Here is an 18,970-nt window from a genome sequence, read left to right on the forward strand (position 1 = left end):
CGCGTTGGGGGCGGGCTCATTGCTCGCCCTCGCGCGGCTCGGGCTCTGCATCCGCCAGCGGCAATTTGGCACGGTCCCAGCCGTCGGTTCCCTCCGGATACCAGGCCACGTTGCGGTAGCCGTAGGACAGCACGCGCTTGGCGGCGTTCCATGACATCCAGCAATTCTCCTGGCAGTAGATCACGAGCAATCTGGTCGCCTTGCCGCCTGAGGCGCGGACGAGCCCGCGTCGTAGATAATCCTCCGTGGGCGCAGCGAGCTTGCCGTAGCCGGTGTCGGGCAGCCAGATGCTGCCGGGAATGTTGAGGTGCGGCCGTTCGCGCCACACCGTGCCGGCGGGCAGATTTGGCTTCGGCGCGCGCGGCAGCACGTCGACGAAGGCAGCGGACTTGTCGCGCCAGATTGCTTCCGCTTCCGCGGTGGTGAGCACCCGTGCGCCGGCAAGCGTCACCGGCACCGGCGCGCGGTAGTCCTCGGTGCGATAGCCCTCCGGCTCTGCGGGTGGGTCCTGCGCGCGGACAGGCGAAGCGGCGACGAACATCACCGCCAGCATGGCCGCGAGCCTGATCATGGTGATTTGGTCGCGGTCTCCGGCCCGATTGGACGGTCGTTCTCGTCGAGCAGCGGGACGCCGTAGTCAAGCAGGATCTTGTTGATCTCGGGCTGGTTCTCCTGGATCAGGCGATTGAGCTGGCGCTTCCAGTTCTGGTCGGACGCCCGCACGCCCATGCCGATGCGGTAGATGAGCTTCGGTCCCGTGGTCTCCTTGACCAGCGGCGTGATGTGCAGCGGCGGGTTGGCCTTCTTGGCGTAAAAGCCCGCCATCGGCCCCCACAGGATGCCGGCATCGATCTCACCCTTGGCGAGATCGTTCATCATCGCCTCGGCCGACGAATCGTAGCGCGTATCGATCATCAGCGGATAAGGCTTCGCATTGGTCATCAGGCCGTTGATGGCCATGTTGGTCGCGGGCGGCGTTCCCGCCACGATGCCGATATGCTTGCCCTTCAGCCGCTCGTCCTCGAGCGTCGTGACCTCATCGAGCCCACTGCCCGGCTTGGCGACGATCGCATAGGCCGTGCGGTAATAGGGATTGGTGCCTTGCGCGAGGTCATCGCCTTGCGGAAAACCCATGATCACGTCGCAGCGATGCGCGCCGAGCGTCATCCGCACGAACCCGGTCGCCTGCGGAAAGAACATGTAGTCGAGCTTCTTTTGCAGTTTCCCGGCCAGCAGTTCGCCGATCTTGTTCTCAAATCCCTCGCCCTTGTCGTTCGAGAACGGCAGGTTGCGGGGATCGGCACAGATGCGCAGCACGCGGGCATCGATGAGCTCGATGGAAAGTTCGCCCTGGTCGTTGACCTGCGCGCGCGCGGTGCCGGCCAGACAGGTGATGAAGCCGACAAGCGCGAGCAGAACAGGACGGCATCCGACAATTCTCATTACGCGGTCTCCTCTTGATCGGATCGATCGCCGCCATCCAGCAATTGCCCGGCGCACCATGACGTGCAACAGGAATAATGATCGCGACCACGCCGCGTTGCTTGCTGCAGCGCAAACTGGAACGCGACGACATCGATCGCGCGTCCCGGAGTAACTGAGGCGGAAACATGGCTCATGGCGGTTCGGTGCTTGCGCTGCTCCTGATGCTTTGGGCGCCGACCATAGCGCGGGCGCAAGAGGTGGAATTGCCTGTAAGCGAAGTCGCTCCCGGAATATTCGTTCACACCGGGGTCACCGCGTTGATGACGCGCGAGAACGAAGGCGCCATCGCCAATGTGGGATTCGTGATCGGCGACAGCGCCGTCGCCGTCATCGACACCGGCGGCAGCGTCCGCGAAGGACGACAACTGCTCGCCGCGGTCCGCAGCCGTACCGACAAGCCGATCCGCTACGTGATCAACACCCACGCGCATCCGGATCACAGCTTCGGCAATGCGGCTTTCGTCGGCGACGGGACCAGCTTCGTCGGCCACAAGTCGCTGCCGCGCGCGCTGGCCGCGCGCGGGCAATTCTACCTCGACGGGTTTCGCCGGACCATGGGCGATGAGCTGATCGACGAGGTGAAGATCGTCCCCCCGACCGTGCTGGTCGCGGACACGCTGAAGCTCGACCTCGGCGGACGGGCCCTCACCCTGAAGGCGTGGCCGCCCGCCCATAGCGACAACGACCTCACGGTCCTCGACGAGCAAACCAGGACCTTGTTCGCCGGCGACATGGTGTTTCTCATCCATATTCCTGTAGTCGACGGCAGCCTCAAGGGCTGGCTGCGTGCGCTCGACGAGCTCGCGGCGATCTCCGCCGAGCGCGTGGTTCCCGGTCACGGACCCGTGAGCGCGTGGCCGGCAGCGCTTGCCGACGAGCGCCGTTATCTTGCGGTGCTGGCCGCGGATGTGCGCGCACTGGTCGCAAGCGGCAAGCCGATTACGGCCGCGGCAGAGCACGCCGCAGCCGCCGAGCGGCCGCGCTGGCAATTGTTCGACGATTACAACGCCCGCAACGCAACTGCAGCATTCTCGGAAATTGAATGGGAATAGCTGTTCGTCCTATAGTGACGCGGCTGCATAGGATTTCGCGACCATGACCGGACATCGCGCCCGCCTGATTTGCATCGCAAGCTTGCTCACGATCGCGCTGGGCACACCGGCTGCGCCCGCGGCGGAGGCCTATGATCCCTGGCCGGGTCTCGTCCAGGACATCTTCAGCAACCGTCCGATGAATGACGGCAATGATGTCATCGGCATCGAGATGCCGATGCGCGCGGAAGACGCCGCGATCGTGCCGGTGACGCTGCGCACCAAGCTGCAGCCGAGCGACAGCCGCCGCGTCGTCGCGATCACGCTTGTGATCGACGAGAATCCGGCGCCGATGGCCGCGAAGTTCACGCTGGGGCCGGCCGCCAACGTCACCGAGATCTCGACCCGCGTCCGCGTCAACAACTACACCAATGTGCACGCCGTCGCAGAGCTCAGCGACGGCAAGCTCTATGTCAGCAAGGTCTATGTCAAAGCCTCCGGCGGCTGCTCGGCGCCGGCCGGCAAGAACGTCGAGGAAGCCAAGAACCGCCTTGGCCAGATGCGCTACCGGCAATTCACCAAGTCCGAACAGGGACCTGCGACCAGCACGCGGGAAGCCCAGATCATGATCGGGCATCCGAATAATTCAGGCCTGCAGATGGACCAGGTCACGCAGCTCTATATCCCGGCCTTCTTCGTCAACGAGCTGCACATCTGGCAGGACGACAGTCCGGTGCTGGCGATGGAGGGCGGAATCTCGATTTCCGAGGATCCCAATATCCGCTTCACCTACGTCTCGAATGGCGCCAAGCGCTTCCGTGCCGAAGCCAAGGACACCGAAGGGCACATCTTCGAACACGAATGGAAGGTCGAGAATCCCGGCACCTGACGCGCCGGCGATTCTCACGATCAACGCTGGAGTCCCGGTCCGATTGAATCGGAACGGGGCTCTAGATTTTTGTTTTGACGCGTTTTCTTCACGCGAACCGGGGTCCACTTCGCTCGAAAGCGCTCTAGAAGCACCTGACTTCGGCTTCGGCCTGGGCGCGCCTGAGGTCGTTGAGCGCATTCGCGGCCTGCTCGGACGAGCGGAACTGGCCGCCCAAATTGCCGCGCACCTGCGCCATGCTCAGCACGGTCTCGGCGGTGACGTAGCGGTCATAGGGGATGATCGAGGCGACGACGTCGATCGAGCAGGAACATTGCTCGATTGACTGCCGGGATTCGCCATTGGCCTTCATGCAACCGAACACATATTCCGCCCGCGCCGAGGTCGGATAGTCGTTGATCTCCTGGGCCCGCACGCTGACGGCCGTCCCGGCGAGCACCAGGATGGCGACAATCGGTCGTAGCATGCCAGCTCCTGCCATGGTCCTGCTTCCTCTTCTCTTTCCGCAAGCTATGCTATGGATGTTGATCAGAAAAGAAAACATTCGGGGAAGTGGCTCAAGAAACGATGATCATCTCTGTACGCACGGTGTTGGCTGCGGCAGTTCTGGCGGTCATGCAGTTCGGCACCTCGTGCTACGCGCAGACCATCCGCGTTGCAGCGCAGAAGACCGGAACGCTGGCCTGGGAACTGGCCGTCATTCGCTCCCATGGTCTCGACAAGAAGGCCAATCTGTCGATCGACGTCATCGAGCTGGCCAGTCCCGAGGCCGGCAAGATCGCGCTGCGCGCCGGCACGGCCGACGTGATGGTATCGGACTGGCCCTGGGTGTCGCGCGAGCGGTCGCTCGGCGCCAAGCTGCAATTCTATCCCTATTCGAGCGCGCTGGGCGCCGTGATGGTCCCGGCCTCCTCGCCGGTCAAGACGCTCGCGGACCTCAAGGGGCGCAAGCTTGCCATCGCCGGCGGGGCGATCGACAAGAACTGGCTGCTGTTGCAGGCCGCATCGAGGCAGGACGGCGTCGACCTGAAGTCGCAGGCGACCATCGTCTATGGCGCACCGCCGCTGCTGGCCGCCAAGACGCTCGGCGGCGAGATGGACGCGACGCTCAATTACTGGAATTTCTGCGCCGCGCTCGAAGCCAAGGGCTTTCGCCGGCTCGCCGGGATGGAAGAGATCCTGCAAAAGCTCGGCAGCAAGGGCCGCATCGCCATGATCGGCTACGTGTTCGACGAAGCCTGGGCCAACGCCAACAAGGATCTGGTGGCCCGCTTCATCGCCGTGACGCGCGCCGCGAAAGAGATTCTGGCGACCTCGGATGCCGCATGGGACGCGATCGCGCCGCTCACCGGTGCGCAGGATGCCGCAACCCTGCATGCCTATCGTGAGCGCTACCGCGAAGGCATCCCGCGCCGTCCGATCGCCGAAGAGGAGGCGGATGCGCGCGTGCTCTACCGCGTGCTGGCGCAGCTCGGCGGCCGCGATCTGGTCGGCACGGCAACCGAGCTCGATCCCGGCACCTTCTATCAAGCGATCCCGGGAGACTAGCGGTGCTGCGTCTCCTCTCATTCGCGCTGTTCATCGCGACCTGGTGGATTGCCTCGCTGCTGATCGGTGATGCGAAGCTGCCGGCACCGCCGGCAGTGCTGTCGGTGCTCGTCGCCGAGGCCCGATCGGGCGCGCTGTTCGTCAATCTCGGCGCGACGTTGGCGCGCGTCGCGCTGGCCTTCACCCTTGCGATGGCGCTCGGCTCGGCGATCGGCTACCTCATGGGCCGCGTCTCGCTTGCCAATCGCCTTGGCGATCCCTGGCTGATCCTGCTGCTCAACCTGCCCGCGCTCGTCGTCATCGTGCTCGCTTACATCTGGGCCGGCCTGACCGAGGTCGCCGCGATCGCCGCCATCGCCATCAACAAGCTGCCGACTGCCGTCGTCACCCTGCGCGAAGGCGCGCGCGCGCTCGACCCTGCGCTCGACGAAATGGCGACGGCGTTTTCTTTTCCGCGCGGCCGCGCCTTTCGTCATGTGATCCTGCCGCAGCTTGCGCCCTACATCGCGGCCGCTGCGCGCTCCGGGCTCTCGCTGGTCTGGAAGATCGTGCTGGTCGCTGAATATCTCGGACGGCCGAACGGTGTCGGCTTCGAGATCGGCGTCGCCTTCCAGCTGTTCGATATCCCCTTGCTGCTCGCCTATTCGCTGAGCTTTGCGGGTGTCGTGCTCGTCATCGAAACCCTGCTGGTGCAGCCGTTTGAAACCAGGCTAACGCGGTGGCGGCTCCGTGCAGCTTGAGGTCAATATCACCGGCAAGAGTTTTGAGAGCGCGGCCGGGAAGCGGCACGACGTGCTCGACAACGTCACCTTCACGTTGAACGCTGGCGAGGTCGGCGTGCTGTTCGGCCCGTCAGGCTGCGGCAAGAGCACCCTGCTCCGGATCCTCGCCGGGCTCGACGGCAACTACCAGGGCCATGTCACGCGATCGCCGGGCATGCGCCTTGGCATGGTCTTCCAGGAGCCTCGGCTGTTGCCCTGGCGCACGGTCGAGGAGAATGTGCGGCTGGCCGCGCCGCATGTCGGCGACAGCACGCTCTCTGCGCTGTTCGAGGTGCTCGAACTGGGCGCGCACCGCAACCATTTTCCCGCGGAGCTGTCACTCGGGCTCGCCCGCCGCGTCGCGCTGGCCCGCGCCTTCGCCATCGAGCCCGATTTCCTGATCCTCGATGAGCCGCTGGCCTCGCTCGACAATGCACTCGCGGGACGGCTGCGCGACCAGGTCGCAACGCTGGTGGCCAGCCGGAAAATGATGACCTTGCTCGTCACCCACGATCTCGACGACGCCGTTCGCCTCGGCGATCGCCTGTTCTTCCTGTCGTCGCGGCCGGCCCGAATCCTTCACGTCGAGACCATTGCCGCACCACGCGCGACGCGCGGCGAGCCCGAGATCGACGAAATCAAGCGGCAGCTCTCGCAGTTGGACCTTGCAAATATGTGAGACGCCGTCATCCTTGGACGAAACATAAGGGAGAGGCTGGATGTCGCGCGCGTTGATCGCTGTTGGTGTTGCGTTGCTTGTGCTGCCGGCGACAGTGCTCGCCCAAAGCAAGGGCAAAGGCATTCGGCTGTGGAATCTGACCAGCGCCACGATTTCGAGCTTTGAGTTGTCGCCGGCAGGCAAGAACGAGTGGGGTCCCAACCAGACGCTCAACGACAAGGACAAGGAAGTCGACCACGACGAGCGCCTGCGGATCACCGGCGTCGAGCCCGGCCGCTACGATGCCAAGGTCGGCTACAGCGGCGCCAGGCAGTGCTTCGTTCGCGACATCGAGATCAAGGCCGACGCCGTGTTTTCGGTGTCCGACAAGGACCTGAAGGACTGCAACAAATAGGAAGGCTAACCCGCCGGCGGCTCGCCGCCCGCGCCGGCCCGATCGTTGCTGTGCGGATATTCACAACGCCAGCGCACCGCGGTCCATTTCGGATGTTCGCCGACCCATCGCGCGATGTAAGGCGGCGCGGCCATGGCGCATTGCTGCAGCGAGCCGTTCCAGTTGAACACCAGATGCTGCTCCTCGCAGGTGGCGGGCGACAGCACGGCACATACAGTGACGATCAGATCAATCGGGTTCATGCGCGATCCCCAAGCGTGCTCATGCAATAGATAACACGACGAAATACGTAATCAGCCAAGGCCGGGTTTCACAGCCCCGTGAAAGGTGGGCAACCCGGTCCCAGAGGCTTCACGCTCTAGAAGTTCAAACCGTACACCAGCCGCGCCTGATGGCGCTCGAAATTGACGAGGTCGAGGGCAGCGTTGCTCCCGGCCCGCTGCCCCCAGGCCTGGACGCTCCAGGTCGCGGTCAGGCGTGAACGTTCGGAGAGCTGGAAATAGGCGGTGGGCCCGATGAACAGCGCCTGCCCTGAAAGTTCATCCAGGCCGATTCCCTCATACTTCCTGAAATAGCGCGCTTCGCCGCCGATCAGGATATCCGGCTTCACCCTGGCCATCAGGCCGAATGCGGCACCGATGGTTGCATCCTGATCCGCAGCACCGGTGCGCGGCGTGCGCGTCCATTCCGGTTCATAGCTTAGGTTAAGGGCCGCAATGACAAAATTCGGGATCACCTCACGGTCGAACGCGACCGTAAGTTCGGTGCCATAACTGCGGACCGCCGCGGCCGTCGTCTCGTCGACGCGATCGGCTCGCGTTTCCAGCGCGACCGTCATGCCAAATGGCGCCGTCTCGCGATTCAGAAAGCGATAGCGGAAATCGACCGAGACGCTCTGCCACGACAGCTGGCGCCGATCGTCAAGACCGGGAACACGGCTGATGTCGTATGCGCCGAATGACGTTCCGAGCTCGACACGAAAATTCGGCGCGGGCACGAGCTCGAGCTCCATTTCCTGATTGAGCGTGCGATACCGGCCGCCGTCCTTGGCGAAGCGCCCGGTGGTCTGGCTCTGGAATTCACGCTCGCCGACATTGCCCACGTCGGAGCCGATCATGAAGCCGAAGATGTGCTCGGTATCAAAGTCCTCGGCATAGGCGCGAGGCGGCAGCACCGCCGCGATGCCGGCAACCACCGCGCACAGCATCCCCGCCCAACGCCCGGTCTTGATCTTTGGATTCATCGTCCCCGCACCACCGCCTCAGGCCACACTGTAGGACAAAGCAGCAAGGCCCGCCAATCGCGCAGGTGGTGTCGGTCTCAAGGTCTTGTGGGAAGGGTATGAGGGAAGCTGTCCGAGCGGCCGCATCAGGGCCCGCGAAAGACACTTTCCACAAAAGACGCCTGCCCGGCTCGATGCAGCGCGCTGCACGAGCCGGGCAGGCTGTCTCGCGTTACTTGTCTTAAGATTATTTGCGCGCTGCGCAGGCGTACATGTTGATTTCCATGCCCACCGGCACTTCGACGATCTTCGGTGTTTTCCAGGCCATTTCCTTCTCCCAAGTCATAAGTTGGCGCAAGCCTCGCGCCGCGCGGCAAGCTAGGGCTGCCTTTTCCAGGGCGCAAGCCGGCCGGGTAAGGACCCGACTTCGCTGCTGGACATGCCGAAGCGGACGACGGTTCGCTGACGTCCACCCGGCGTCGGGAACTCCGACACTGATCTGTCGGGCATTTTCCGGCTGCCGGGCGGCGACGCGCGGGTAAGGAGACCCGAATCATCCAGCCGCGTCTTGCCCAAGAGCGAAATCGCAACTTTTTTTGTTATGCGCGGAATCCTGCGTCAATATCCGGCAAATCCGCCCGGCAAAGTTCGCCGGCTGGCAACCTATTTGAGCAGGCGCAGCAGGGCTCGGCCGGCACGCGACTTCAACTCCTTCGCATCCAGCGTTCCGTCATTATCGGGATCGGCGGCCTTGAAGCGCTGCTCGACGACCGCAAGGTATTCGTCGAGCGTCAGGGTGCCGTCGTGATCCGGATCGGCAGCGGCCAGTTCTTTCGCGGTCAGCCGTCCGCGCAATTCGCGCGCGTCGAGCGTGCCGTCATGGTCGGGATCGAGCTTCGCGAACAGGTTCGCGGCAGCCTTCTTGGCTTCGGCAAGGTCGACCGTGCCGTCATTGTCGGGGTCGAGCATCCTGAGCGCGCTGCGACCGCGCGATGCGGCCAACGCGGGACCTGACAGGACAACCATAGCCAAACTCAGCGCAAGCGATCGGCGCGAAATCATCGTTCGTCTCCCGTTAGTGCCGCTCCGGCGAAGACACGGAGCGCCCAGCGATCGGACCCTATCATAGCAGCTTCAGCGGAGCTTCCCACGGTTCGTGTACGCGGCGAAATCCTGTCGGGATTCGGGTGGAAAGCGGTTGCCTCACGGGTCATCTGTGGCGCTCTCGATTGCACCACAACGAGCGAGGTGACCCATGACCAGCATTTGCAAGAACGCATTGGGCAGCCTCGTTGCATTCGGTCTGATCGCGCCTGTGTCCGCGCAGACCCGGCACCCTGCCCCATCGGCGGAAGCGGTCCAGCAGCGCGTGCTCACCGGCAAGGAGCGGCTCGGCCGCAAGTGGACCGACGAGCAGCGTATCGATAATTGCAGTGTGCCGCCGGACAAGCGGGGCGCGAAACCGCGGCCGAATGTCTGTCCCCCCACACCGTCAAGCTGACCGTTCGCGCTGCGGCATAACGGCGGGCTGCACTGGTGTAGCGTATTCCACGCGACGGTAAGCCACGGACGCGTTTGCCAAAACCTGACGCCTTCGACCGGCCTCGCGCGGTTAGCGGGCGCTCGTTCACGTTTTCGTATTGACCCGTTTTGGTTTCAGGCGGATGGTTCCGTCCGCAACGTCAGGAATAGGCGTGCAGAAAAAGGTTCATTGGGAGGATATGATGAGACGTATTGCGCTGGCCGCGAGCCTCGTAATTCTTGCATCCTATGGGGCAAGCGCCCAGACCAGCGAGCAGTTGGTCAAGGGTGCGACTGATACATCGAACGTTCTCAATTATGGAATGGGCTACAATCTTCAGCGCTTCTCGACGCTGAACCAGATCAACAAGGACACCGTCAAAAATCTGGTGCCGGTCTGGAATTACAGTTTGAACGACGACCGCAGCGAGGAATCGCAGCCACTCGTCTACCAGGGCGTCATTTACGTCACCACGCACAACGCCACGATCGCGATCGACGCCAAATCCGGCAAGCAGATCTGGAAGACCAAGGTCGAGTATCCCGCCGAGACGCCGCGCATCGTTTGCTGCGGCATCATCAATCGCGGTGCCGCGCTGTATGACGGCAAGGTGTTCCGCACCACACTCGACGCCAACGTGATCGCGCTCGATGCCAAGACCGGCAAGGAGCTATGGCGCCAGAAGGCTGCGGATATCAAGGAAGGCTACTCGATGACGGTGGCCCCGCTGGTCGCCGACGGCGTCGTGATCACTGGCATCTCGGGCGCCGAATTCGGTACCCGCGGCTTCATCGATGGCTGGGATCCGGCAACCGGCAAGAAGCTCTGGCGGACCTACTCGATCCCGACCCCGGACGAGCCCGGTGGCGACACCTGGAAGGGCGACACCTGGAAGCTCGGCGGTGGCTCGACCTGGATCACCGGCTCCTACGATCCCGAACTGAACACGGTGTATTGGGGCATCGGCAATCCCGGACCGTTCAACTCGGCGGTGCGTCCCGGCGACAACCTCTACACCTGCTCGGTGCTGGCGCTCGATCCGAAGACCGGCAAGATCAAGTGGCACTACCAGTTCTCGCCGAACAACCCGTTCGACTACGACTCGGTGGCCGAGATGGTGCTCGCCGACATGAATGTCGAGGGCAAACCGACCAAGGTGCTGATGGACGCCAACCGCAACGGCTTCTTCTACGTGCTCGATCGCACCAACGGAAAGCTGCTCGCGGCCAATCCTTATGTGAACGTCAACTGGGCCACCGGCATTGACATGAAGACCGGACGGCCGATCGAGACCGACATCACCAAGGATGCGCGTGAAGGCAAGAAGGTCACGGTCTACCCGTCGATCCTCGGCGGCAAGAACTGGGAGCCGATGTCGTTCAATCCGCAGACCGGCCTCGCCTACGCCAACACGCTCGCCTTCGGCGGCAAGTACAAGGCCGAGCCGGTGACGTTCAAGCAGGGCGAATGGTATCTCGGCATGGATCTCACCGATCCCTGGGAATGGGGCACCGGACCGCGCGGCCACCTGAAGGCGATCGATCCGATGACCGGCAAGGCGAAGTGGGAAGCGCCGAGCGACATTCCGCGCTTCTCCGGCGTGCTCTCCACCGGCGGCGGCGTGGTGTTCTCCGGTCAGCTGACCGGCGAATTCGAGGCGTTCGATGCCGACACCGGCAAGAAACTCTGGCAGTTCCAGACCGGCTCCGGCATCGAAGGACAACCCGTCACCTGGCAGCAGGACGGCGTGCAGTATGTCGCCGTCACCTCCGGCTATGGCGGCGTCTATTCGCTGTTCTCGGGCGACGAGCGGCTTGCCAAGGTTCCACCCGGCGGCTCGCTGTGGGTTTTCGCGGTCAAGAACTGAGCGCGGAGCACACGTGACTGAACGAGTAACCCTGTTGACGGCGGCGATCTTCGCCGCCGTCGCGACGGCCTTGATCATGTTGATCCCGGCCGCCGCACAGCAAACCACCGCAATCGACCTTCAGGGTCAGGCCGACCAGGGCAAGGTCACCTACGCCAAGAACTGCTCGCATTGCCATGGGCCCAACATGGTCAACTCCGGCACCATCACGCCGGACTTGCGCGCGTTTCCCGACGACAAGACGCGCTTCGTGACCACCGTAAAGCAAGGCAAGAACGGCAAGATGCCGCCCTGGGTCGACATCCTGAACGAGCAGGAGATCGCCGACGTCTGGGCCTTCGTGTCGAGCCGGAGGAGCCCATGAGGGCTCTGCTTGCGGGCGCCGCGACAGCTCTGCTTCTTGCCATATCGGCGGCAGCACACGCTGCCGACGACCCGCTCACGGTATGCCTCGACGAGGATCTGCCGCCGCTGTCGGCGCATCATCGCGGCAAACCGGATGCCGGCTTCGACGTGGCGCTCGCCCAGGCCATTGCCGAGCGGCTTGGACAGCCGCTCAAGATCCAGTGGTTCGAGAGCAAGCTCGACGAAGATTCGAGCCCCGCGCTCGAAGCCAACGCGCTGCTGTCGGACGGGCGCTGCTCGCTTGTCGGCGGCTACGCCCTCACCAAGGACTCGCTGAAGGCGGCCGGCGTCACGACGGCCAAGCTGCCGGACTTCGACGGCGCCACCCGCGAGGATCGCCGCCGGCGGATCCCGATCGGGGTGCTGGCGCCAAGCCAGCCCTATATCTATTCGCCGATGACCGTCGTCCTCGGTCCCAAGGCCAAGGACAAGATCAAGGAGCGCAAGATCACCGATATCGGCGATCTGGCCGGCCTTCGCCTGACGATCGAAAGCGGCACGCTGGGCGATGCCATCCTGATGACCTTCGACAAGGGAAAGCTGATCGACGACATCACGCACCTCGTTCCAGGGCGCAGCGACCTGCTCGGAGAGTTGGAACGCGGCGAATTCGACGCCACGCTGCTCGACCTGCGCCGCTTCGACGCCTACCGCGCTGAACATCCGGACACCAGGATCACGGCGTCGGGCTACTATTATCCGATCGGCGCCAACCGCGGTTACGTTGCGCTCGAAACCGACAAGGCGCTGCTGGAATCCGTCAACAAGGTCCTCGCCGATCTGCAGGCCAAGGGCACCATCGCCGAGCTCGGAAAAGCCGCCGGCCTCACCTGGCTTCCGCCGCGCGAGCCGATCATCCTCGGCGATGTCTGGCTGAAGATCCTGAACCGGTGATGCCGGCGATGGCTATCGCAAATAGCTCGCCAGATTCATGCTCTGGATCTTGGAGATCGCCGAATAGGACGCCGTCAGCTGCGCCTGATAGGTCGAAAGCTGCGCCGTCACGGCCGCAACGTCGACGCTGGTGAGGTCCGTCGACAGCGTCTTCGCAAAATTTTGATAGTCGCTCTGATTCGTGCTGGCGGTCTCGATCTGCGACGCCGCGGTCGACAGCTTTGCCTGCACGGTGGACGTCGCATCCAGCGCATTGCTGGCGAGGTCGAGTGCCTGCGAGACATCGCTCGACGACAAATTCGAGCTGTTGCCGACGTATTTCAAGAGCCGCATCACCTGCTCGAACGCCGGATTGTCGGCGGTGATGCCGTAGGAGATCGACTGGCTGTCCGACACGCGCACGGACGCGATCTCGCCGTCGCCCTTGTAGTAGCTGGTGTCTGATGTCGTCAGCGATCCGGTGCCCGTCCCATAGCTCGACAGGTCGGCCGGCGCGGTGTCGGTGCGGGCGCCGCTGAAGACATATTCGCCGTCATACTGAGTGTTGAGCAGCCCCTGCATCTGCGCCATGGCCTGCTGCGCATAGTTGATCACCGATGCCGTCGCCGTGCTGCTGCCGGTGGTGGCTGCGCTGAGCTGGGTCCGCAGCTGCGTGATGATGTCGGTCACCGAGCCGACCGCCGAATACATCACCTGCACCTTGTTGTCGGCGAGTTGGCTGGCATCGATATAGGACTGCGCGCGCGTCACCGACACCTGCAAATTGATGACGCGTCCGGCGCCGGAACCGTAGCCGCCGAAATCCTCGGACTGCAGCCCGGAGGACTCCTGCACCTGCTCGTTGGCCATCACCGCCTGAACCCGCAGCGCGTTTGAGATCATCTGGTCCGACTGTGCAAAGGTGGCAACACGCATCATCATGACGACGGCCTCGGGCTCAGCTGGCGCTCATCGCGGTCATCAGCGCCGAAAACATGGCGTTGATGGCGGTAATGATCTGGGACGCGGCAGCATATTTGTTCTGCAACGCACTCAGATTTGCGGATTCCTCGTCAATGTTGACGCCGGACTGCGACGACAGCGAATTCGCATAGGTCGACTGCGCCGTCTGCTTTGCGGTATAGGCCGCCGATGCCTGGGTCGCCTTGCCGGCGACGTTAGCAACGATGGCGGCCGCGTAGTCCGTAAAAGAGCCGGTGGTCGCGCCGAGGCCGCCGGCCATGCCGAAATTGGTCGACCCCGTCAGCGCGCTCGAGAGCGCGTTCACCACCGTCGCCGAGCCCGGCGACAGCACCGAGTTTCCGGCCGTCAGCGTGGACGACGCATCGAGCGTCGCCGTCGGCAGCGCCGCCGTGCCGTTCAGAATGTCGCTGCGAACGGCGATGTCGGACGCGCCGGTCCCTGTGATCAGGTCGTTGAACCCGAAGTAATCCGAAAAGCCCTCACTCGAACTGCCGACCGAGCTCGTCATCTCGTTGATCGCAACGCCGTTGCCGGATGTGGTCGCCGAGATCGACAAGTGTCCATTGGCATCGACCGAAGCTGACAGCCCCGAGATACCGTTGATCGCAGTGGCGAGATCACCGACCGTGGCGTAGGATGACAGATCGAGGTCTTGGTACGACACCAGGTTGCCGCTCTTGTCCGCAACCGCGATGCGCACCGTGCCGGTTGCCGAGAACGGTGTCGTGCTGCTCACGGGGGCAGTTCCGGTCAGGCTGGCCGGCGGCGGCACCGATGTGCCCTGGTTGGACACAGCGTTGACGGTCGCGGTCAATTGCTGAGCCAACTCGTCGAGCTGCGACTGCGCCGCCGGCAGCGTCTGGTCGCGCAGCGTGATCAGCGCACTGACCTTGCCTGAGGAGATCTGCGAGGTGATGTCGACCCCGTTGACGGTGATACCGCTGAAACCGCTCGACGATCCCGCGCTATACGTCGTCGACGCCGTGACGCTGGGCAGCGCCGTATAGCTCAGCGGATGCGCCGTGCTATCGACCAGCGCCTGCCCCGAGCCAGTATAGACCTGCAGATCGCCGCTCGACGTGGTGAAGAAGCTCACATTCATCATCGACGCGAGATCCTGCAGCGCGCTGTTGCGCTGGTCCTCCAGATCGGCCGTCGACTGCCCGGCTGCCGCCTGCTGCCTGATCTGCTTGTTGAGGTCGGAGATCTGCTGCAGGTCGGAATTGATGTCGGTAACCGACGATGCGATGTCCTGGTCGGCATTGGAGCGCAGCGTCTGGATGCCGCTCGAGGTCTGCTGCAATTGCGTCGTCACCGCCGCAAGCGCGCTGACGGCGTTCGATTGCAGCGACGCACCGCTCGGCGTGCTCGCCAGCGACGACAACGCCGACTCGAATGCCGCGATCGTGTTGGCCAGCGAGGTGCCCGTCGTGGAGCTGTCCGAGCTCGATGTGCTGCCATAGAGCTGCTGGAGCTCGGTCAGAAAGCTGTTGGTGGTGTCGGCGGCGCCGAGATCGGAATCGGCCCCGACCAGCGACTTCAGGAGCAGCTTGTCGACCGCGCTGCTGATCCCTGTGATCGTGACGCCGGTACCGACACCGGAGGTGACGCTGCTGCTCTGGTTGGCGGTCTTCTCGGTATAGCCCTTGGTGTCGGCATTGGAAATATTGGCCGAGGCTACGCTGATCTGCACCTGCGTGGCTGACAGCCCGCTGAATGCGATGCTTCGTGCAATATCGAGCGACGACACGACCCACTCCCTCCGGCGTCGGCCCGATCAGGCCCGCACATTGGTGCCGTAGGACATCGCCGGCGTGACGCGACGGCCGCCGGCGCCATAAGGCGATACGTTGGCGATCTGCTCGCGGATCGCCTGCATGATGGCCTCGATCCTGCGATTGCTGGCATCGATTGCCGCGCGCAGCCGCATCACGTTCTCGTCCATCGCCATGCGCAGCTTCAGGATCCGGTCCATCAGCTGCTCGCGCAGCACGCGATCCTGAACGTGGAGATTTGCCGTCTTGCCGACCGCCTCCGCCACACACTGCTCGAACAGGGTGGCAAGGCGGTGCTTCTCGTCGACCTCCTTCAACCGCGAGGCCGGCAAGCCCTTGGCGAGCTCGACATTCTCCTCGTTCACGATCGCGATCAGATTGTCGATCAGCGCGATCAACGACCTTGCGCGCTCGTCATTGCCCGCGGGATTGATCTTGATGTTGCGTTCCGGTGTCATGTCATCGCTCCCGTTCAAGCTAGTGTCCGCGACGCAGGGCGCGAACCGATTGTGCGCTGCGCCCGTACGCGGTGATTGCCGTTACCCGGACCGCGGCCCGGTTGAGTTCCTGGTCGAGCCGCGCGCATTCGCGCATCAACTGATCCCGCAACGTTCCGACATCGTCGAGCAACGCACGGAGCTGCGCCCGATCGTCCGGCCGGACCGAAGCGGCCCTCGCCTTCAGCCGCTGAAGCCTGACCAGCAAGCGGTCATTTTTCTTTTCGGTCATCATCGCGACACCGCCGAGATCAGCGTATCGAACATCTTGTCGACGGTGGTGATCACCTGCGACGCCGCCGAATAGGCCTGCTGCGCCGAGATCATGTTGGAGAACTGGCCGCTGGTGTCGGTGGTGCTCGACTCCAGTTCGCTGCCGTAGATCGTGCCGGCACCATTGGTGCCCGAGGTCTGCAGCGTGGCGTTGCCGGAGGCGGCCGTCGCGGAGTACATGCCGTCGCTGGCCGCGCTCAATCCGTTGGGGTCGCTGAAGGTCGCGACCGCAATCTTGTAGATCGCGATCGTCTGCCCGTTTGAGTAGGTCGCGTCGACCACGCCGCCCTTGCCGATCGAAATGCTGCTCAGCTTGCCATAGGGCAGACCGTCCGACGTGATGCTGGTGAGATCGACCGCTGGCGTGGTCTCACCCGATGAATACTGCGTCAGGCCGTCGGTCTTGCCGGCCGTACCGAGATTGAGCGTGATGGCCGTGCCGTTCGCGGCAGAACTGTCGGCCGCCCCATCCTTCCAACCCGTCACCGAGATGACGGGAGGGCTCGGGCTGGTCGAGGCGAGCGAGCCGTCGCTGTTGAAGGTGATATCTACCGTATCGGTGATCGCGTTGGCACTGTCTGTCGTGGAGTCCGACGCGAGCTTTGGCGTTTCGAAACTGGCCTGCCAGCTGTTGTCGGCGGTCTTTTTCCAGTCGATCTGGATCGTGCTTGCCGTGCCAAGCGAATCGTAGACCGTCATCGAGCTATTGAAGGTCGCACCGACGGCGGCATCGGCCGGCAGGTTCGCCGCGACCGTGGTCTTGGTGGTGGCGCTGCCGCTGGTGGAGGCAACCTGCGTGTTGATTGGCCCGAGGCTCGCGGCGGAGGCATTGCCGATGATGTTGCCGTCAGCGTCGGTGCGCCAGCCCTCGAGGTAGTTGCCGTTGTTGACGAGGTAGCCCAGATTGTCGGTGGTGAACGCGCCGTTGCGTGTATAAGAGGTGGTGCCGCCGGACGTCGCGTTGGTGGTGACGAAGAAGCCGCTGCCCTGGATCGCGACGTCGGTGGCGTTGGTGGTCGCGGACAGCAAGCCCTGCTGGGTGATGTTGGCGCGGCCGGACACCGTGACGCCGCCGGACGTATATGAGGTGGCGCTGTTCGACGCGGTCACCAGATCCTGGAACATCGCCGACGTGGTCTTGTAGCCCGTGGTATCGGCGTTGGAAATGTTGTCGGAAATCATTGCCAGCGACTGGCTCTGCGCATTGAGCGCCGAGATCGCCGAGGAAAGAGCACCAGTGAGACTCATGATATTACTCCGGTAGCAATCAGGACGTGACGCCGATGATGTTGGCGGCGCTGACGGGCACACCGTTCACGAGCAGCGAGGGCGTCGAGCCGGAGGCATCGATGCCGGTCACCGTTCCCGTCATCGTGGTGTAGCTGAGTAGCGAGTTTCCGGCGGAGTCGGTCGCAGTGACCTGAATCGTGTACTGGCCGCCGTCCTTGAGCTGGGTGCCGTCGGAGGTCTGGCCGTTCCAGGTGAAGCTGTTGGAGCCGGCGTTTCCGGTCCCCTTGCCGCTCCACACCGTATTGCCCGAGGAGTCCTGGATCGTAATCGCGACGTTGGACGCGGCCGAGGTGAGCGTGTAACCGAAGGTAGCCGACCCGTTGGTCAGCTCGGCCGTGTTCGTCTTCGCCTCGACGGTGTGGCCGATATAGTTGACCGAGTTGAGCGTCACGAGACTCGAGAACGAGCTCGCCAGCGACGTCATGCTGGCGTTGGTCGACTGCTGCTCGGTGAAGTTGGCGTAGGAGGTGAGCTGGTTGATGAAGTCGGTCGTGCTGGTGGCGTTCAGCGGATCCTGGTTTTGCAGCTCGCTGACGAGAAGGTTGAGGAAATCGGTCGAGCTCATCCCCATCGACGCGCTCGACGACGAGCTCGACGTGGTGGAGGTTGCAGCAGAGGTTGCCGAGGAGACGGTCATGACAAGGCTCTCTTCGCCGCGGAATGCGCGACGGAACGCGGTGGAACATTGGGGTCGTGATGTCGTTCGCAGATAAAACGGATGACGCGCCGATTTCAGGCGCGAATTCATCCACCCGGAATCACCTGATGAAGCGGCAGAATTTGCCGTGTCCGTTGCGGATTCGTGGCTCGCAGGCGTGCGCAAGCATCTCGCCGCGAAAGCACGCGGACAGCTGCAATGGCAATGCGGAACGTCTTAGAGCGAGAGGCTGATCGGCAGATCCGGCTCGCCGAGCATCAACGCCGGCGGCGTCAATGCGGGCAACAGGCAGAGGGCCAGCAGCAGCGCCGGCAGCACCTTGCCTTGCGGTGCGGATCGGCCCGGTGGTTGTGCATCGTTCGGCTGATCGTCAGCCGGGACCGGCCCCGAAATAGGCTTCTGGGGCAATTTCGCCGCCGCGGTCACGATGCGGTCGGCAAGGCCCTTGGGTGCGCGAACCGGCGGCGCCGCGAGCGCGCGGCGTACCGCTCCCGCCTCCTCGTAGAGTGTCCGCGCCTCAGCCGAGGATGCAAGGAGCTGGACGGCGGCAAGACGTTGATCGTCGGGCCAGCGGGACAGATCCTCCCCCAGCCGGTCGATCAGGTCTTCGAATGTCGCAACATCCATCGCGCGCGCAGATCCAGCCTCGTCGCCAAGGCTGTCATAAAGCATTCGCGGGATGGCGGAAATCAATTTCCGCCGCTGTCGCGTCAGGTCCAGCATGGTGCTCGCCGGGCGGCTATTTTCCTCAACCAGGGCGCCGCCCAAGCCCCTGCTGCGCCGGCTAAACGCCCTCGCCGGGTGATTCGCGGCTCTC

The 18,970-nt window shown here is 63.7% G+C and carries 24 protein-coding genes; 10 read left to right on the forward strand and 14 right to left on the reverse strand.

What is annotated here, in order from left to right; genetic code table 11:
• Window positions 1-16 precede the first annotated feature (16 nt).
• Together ACVWYP_RS33940 and ACVWYP_RS33945 are read right to left on the reverse strand one after the other, a co-directional pair.
• Window positions 17-571 carry a PQQ-dependent catabolism-associated CXXCW motif protein gene (locus tag ACVWYP_RS33940; RefSeq protein WP_304496321.1) on the reverse strand — a complete coding sequence of 185 codons (555 nt, stop codon included), beginning with the start codon at window positions 569-571 and terminating at the stop codon, window positions 17-19.
• On the reverse strand, window positions 568-1,443 hold the full coding sequence (locus ACVWYP_RS33945; protein WP_304496322.1) for a substrate-binding domain-containing protein: 876 nt from the start codon (window positions 1,441-1,443) through the stop codon (window positions 568-570). Before ACVWYP_RS33945 ends, ACVWYP_RS33940 begins: the two co-directional genes overlap by 4 nt.
• Before the next feature lie 167 nt (window positions 1,444-1,610).
• Here ACVWYP_RS33945 and ACVWYP_RS33950 point away from each other — a divergent pair, with 167 nt between their 5' ends.
• Together ACVWYP_RS33950 and ACVWYP_RS33955 are read left to right on the forward strand one after the other, a co-directional pair.
• Window positions 1,611-2,537: a quinoprotein relay system zinc metallohydrolase 2 gene (locus ACVWYP_RS33950; RefSeq protein ID WP_304496323.1), complete on the forward strand. Its 927-nt coding sequence runs from the start codon at window positions 1,611-1,613 to the stop codon at window positions 2,535-2,537.
• A 43-nt stretch (window positions 2,538-2,580) separates the two neighbouring features.
• Window positions 2,581-3,405: a quinoprotein dehydrogenase-associated SoxYZ-like carrier gene (locus ACVWYP_RS33955; RefSeq protein WP_028340094.1), complete on the forward strand. Its 825-nt coding sequence runs from the start codon at window positions 2,581-2,583 to the stop codon at window positions 3,403-3,405.
• Window positions 3,406-3,529: 124 nt separating this feature from the next.
• Here ACVWYP_RS33955 and ACVWYP_RS33960 read toward each other — a convergent pair whose 3' ends face one another.
• On the reverse strand, window positions 3,530-3,871 hold the full coding sequence (locus ACVWYP_RS33960) for a hypothetical protein (protein ID WP_371852187.1): 342 nt from the start codon (window positions 3,869-3,871) through the stop codon (window positions 3,530-3,532).
• Between the two features lie 149 nt (window positions 3,872-4,020).
• Here ACVWYP_RS33960 and ACVWYP_RS33965 point away from each other — a divergent pair, with 149 nt between their 5' ends.
• The 4 genes from ACVWYP_RS33965 to ACVWYP_RS33980 are packed head-to-tail and all read left to right on the forward strand — an operon-like array spanning window position 4,021 to window position 6,787.
• A complete protein-coding gene (locus tag ACVWYP_RS33965; protein WP_304500347.1) occupies window positions 4,021-4,953 on the forward strand; it encodes an ABC transporter substrate-binding protein in 933 nt (310 codons plus the stop codon).
• 2 nt (window positions 4,954-4,955) lie between these two features.
• Window positions 4,956-5,693, forward strand: a complete 738-nt coding sequence (locus tag ACVWYP_RS33970; RefSeq protein WP_028340091.1) for an ABC transporter permease — start codon at window positions 4,956-4,958, stop codon at window positions 5,691-5,693.
• Window positions 5,683-6,393 carry an ABC transporter ATP-binding protein gene (locus tag ACVWYP_RS33975; protein WP_028340090.1) on the forward strand — a complete coding sequence of 237 codons (711 nt, stop codon included), beginning with the start codon at window positions 5,683-5,685 and terminating at the stop codon, window positions 6,391-6,393. The genes ACVWYP_RS33970 and ACVWYP_RS33975 overlap by 11 nt, the downstream gene beginning before the upstream one ends.
• Before the next feature lie 40 nt (window positions 6,394-6,433).
• Window positions 6,434-6,787 (forward strand): hypothetical protein, encoded by a 354-nt coding sequence (locus ACVWYP_RS33980; protein WP_028340089.1) that lies wholly within the window; start codon window positions 6,434-6,436, stop codon window positions 6,785-6,787.
• A 5-nt stretch (window positions 6,788-6,792) separates the two neighbouring features.
• On the opposite strand, the gene ACVWYP_RS33985 is transcribed toward ACVWYP_RS33980, so the two are convergent.
• The 4 genes from ACVWYP_RS33985 to ACVWYP_RS34000 form a co-directional block, all read right to left on the reverse strand.
• Window positions 6,793-7,029, reverse strand: coding sequence for a hypothetical protein (locus ACVWYP_RS33985; RefSeq protein ID WP_028340088.1), 237 nt, complete (start codon window positions 7,027-7,029; stop codon window positions 6,793-6,795).
• Between the two features lie 116 nt (window positions 7,030-7,145).
• Window positions 7,146-8,030, reverse strand: coding sequence for a hypothetical protein (locus tag ACVWYP_RS33990; RefSeq protein WP_439711108.1), 885 nt, complete (start codon window positions 8,028-8,030; stop codon window positions 7,146-7,148).
• Between the two features lie 226 nt (window positions 8,031-8,256).
• The gene (gene pqqA / locus ACVWYP_RS33995) at window positions 8,257-8,337 is read right to left on the reverse strand and encodes a pyrroloquinoline quinone precursor peptide PqqA (protein ID WP_009031067.1); all 81 of its coding nucleotides are present in this window, start codon (window positions 8,335-8,337) and stop codon (window positions 8,257-8,259) included.
• Window positions 8,338-8,672: 335 nt separating this feature from the next.
• Window positions 8,673-9,071, reverse strand: coding sequence for an EF-hand domain-containing protein (locus tag ACVWYP_RS34000; protein WP_304496324.1), 399 nt, complete (start codon window positions 9,069-9,071; stop codon window positions 8,673-8,675).
• A 193-nt stretch (window positions 9,072-9,264) separates the two neighbouring features.
• On the opposite strand from ACVWYP_RS34000, the gene ACVWYP_RS34005 reads away from it, so the two are divergent.
• The 4 genes from ACVWYP_RS34005 to ACVWYP_RS34020 all read left to right on the forward strand — a co-directional run bounded on the left by ACVWYP_RS34005 (window position 9,265) and on the right by ACVWYP_RS34020 (window position 12,697).
• Window positions 9,265-9,510 (forward strand): hypothetical protein, encoded by a 246-nt coding sequence (locus ACVWYP_RS34005; protein WP_304496325.1) that lies wholly within the window; start codon window positions 9,265-9,267, stop codon window positions 9,508-9,510.
• Window positions 9,511-9,733: 223 nt separating this feature from the next.
• The gene (locus tag ACVWYP_RS34010) at window positions 9,734-11,398 is read left to right on the forward strand and encodes a methanol/ethanol family PQQ-dependent dehydrogenase (protein ID WP_038379118.1); all 1,665 of its coding nucleotides are present in this window, start codon (window positions 9,734-9,736) and stop codon (window positions 11,396-11,398) included.
• 76 nt (window positions 11,399-11,474) lie between these two features.
• Window positions 11,475-11,762 carry a c-type cytochrome gene (locus ACVWYP_RS34015; RefSeq protein WP_304500349.1) on the forward strand — a complete coding sequence of 96 codons (288 nt, stop codon included), beginning with the start codon at window positions 11,475-11,477 and terminating at the stop codon, window positions 11,760-11,762.
• Window positions 11,759-12,697, forward strand: a complete 939-nt coding sequence (locus tag ACVWYP_RS34020) for a substrate-binding periplasmic protein (protein ID WP_304496326.1) — start codon at window positions 11,759-11,761, stop codon at window positions 12,695-12,697. Before ACVWYP_RS34015 ends, ACVWYP_RS34020 begins: the two co-directional genes overlap by 4 nt.
• 12 nt (window positions 12,698-12,709) lie before the next feature.
• Here the strand turns inward: ACVWYP_RS34020 and ACVWYP_RS34025 are convergent, their stop codons facing one another.
• The 7 genes from ACVWYP_RS34025 to ACVWYP_RS34055 all read right to left on the reverse strand — a co-directional run bounded on the left by ACVWYP_RS34025 (window position 12,710) and on the right by ACVWYP_RS34055 (window position 18,876).
• Entirely contained in the window at window positions 12,710-13,618 is a 909-nt protein-coding gene (locus tag ACVWYP_RS34025; protein WP_304496327.1) for a flagellin, read from the reverse strand.
• 16 nt (window positions 13,619-13,634) lie between these two features.
• Entirely contained in the window at window positions 13,635-15,410 is a 1,776-nt protein-coding gene (flgK, locus tag ACVWYP_RS34030; protein ID WP_304496328.1) for a flagellar hook-associated protein FlgK, read from the reverse strand.
• A gap of 27 nt (window positions 15,411-15,437) precedes the next feature.
• Window positions 15,438-15,893, reverse strand: coding sequence for a hypothetical protein (locus ACVWYP_RS34035; protein ID WP_028340079.1), 456 nt, complete (start codon window positions 15,891-15,893; stop codon window positions 15,438-15,440).
• A gap of 19 nt (window positions 15,894-15,912) precedes the next feature.
• A complete protein-coding gene (locus ACVWYP_RS34040) occupies window positions 15,913-16,167 on the reverse strand; it encodes a hypothetical protein (RefSeq protein WP_028340078.1) in 255 nt (84 codons plus the stop codon).
• Window positions 16,164-17,453, reverse strand: coding sequence for a flagellar hook protein FlgE (gene flgE, locus ACVWYP_RS34045; protein ID WP_028340077.1), 1,290 nt, complete (start codon window positions 17,451-17,453; stop codon window positions 16,164-16,166). The genes ACVWYP_RS34040 and flgE overlap by 4 nt, the downstream gene beginning before the upstream one ends.
• Window positions 17,454-17,472: 19 nt before the next feature.
• Window positions 17,473-18,132 carry a flagellar hook assembly protein FlgD gene (locus ACVWYP_RS34050; protein ID WP_028340076.1) on the reverse strand — a complete coding sequence of 220 codons (660 nt, stop codon included), beginning with the start codon at window positions 18,130-18,132 and terminating at the stop codon, window positions 17,473-17,475.
• Window positions 18,133-18,369: 237 nt separating this feature from the next.
• Window positions 18,370-18,876, reverse strand: coding sequence for a hypothetical protein (locus ACVWYP_RS34055; protein WP_420888141.1), 507 nt, complete (start codon window positions 18,874-18,876; stop codon window positions 18,370-18,372).
• Window positions 18,877-18,970: the final 94 nt, after the last annotated feature.

This window comes from Bradyrhizobium sp. USDA 3262 (genome assembly GCF_054060035.1).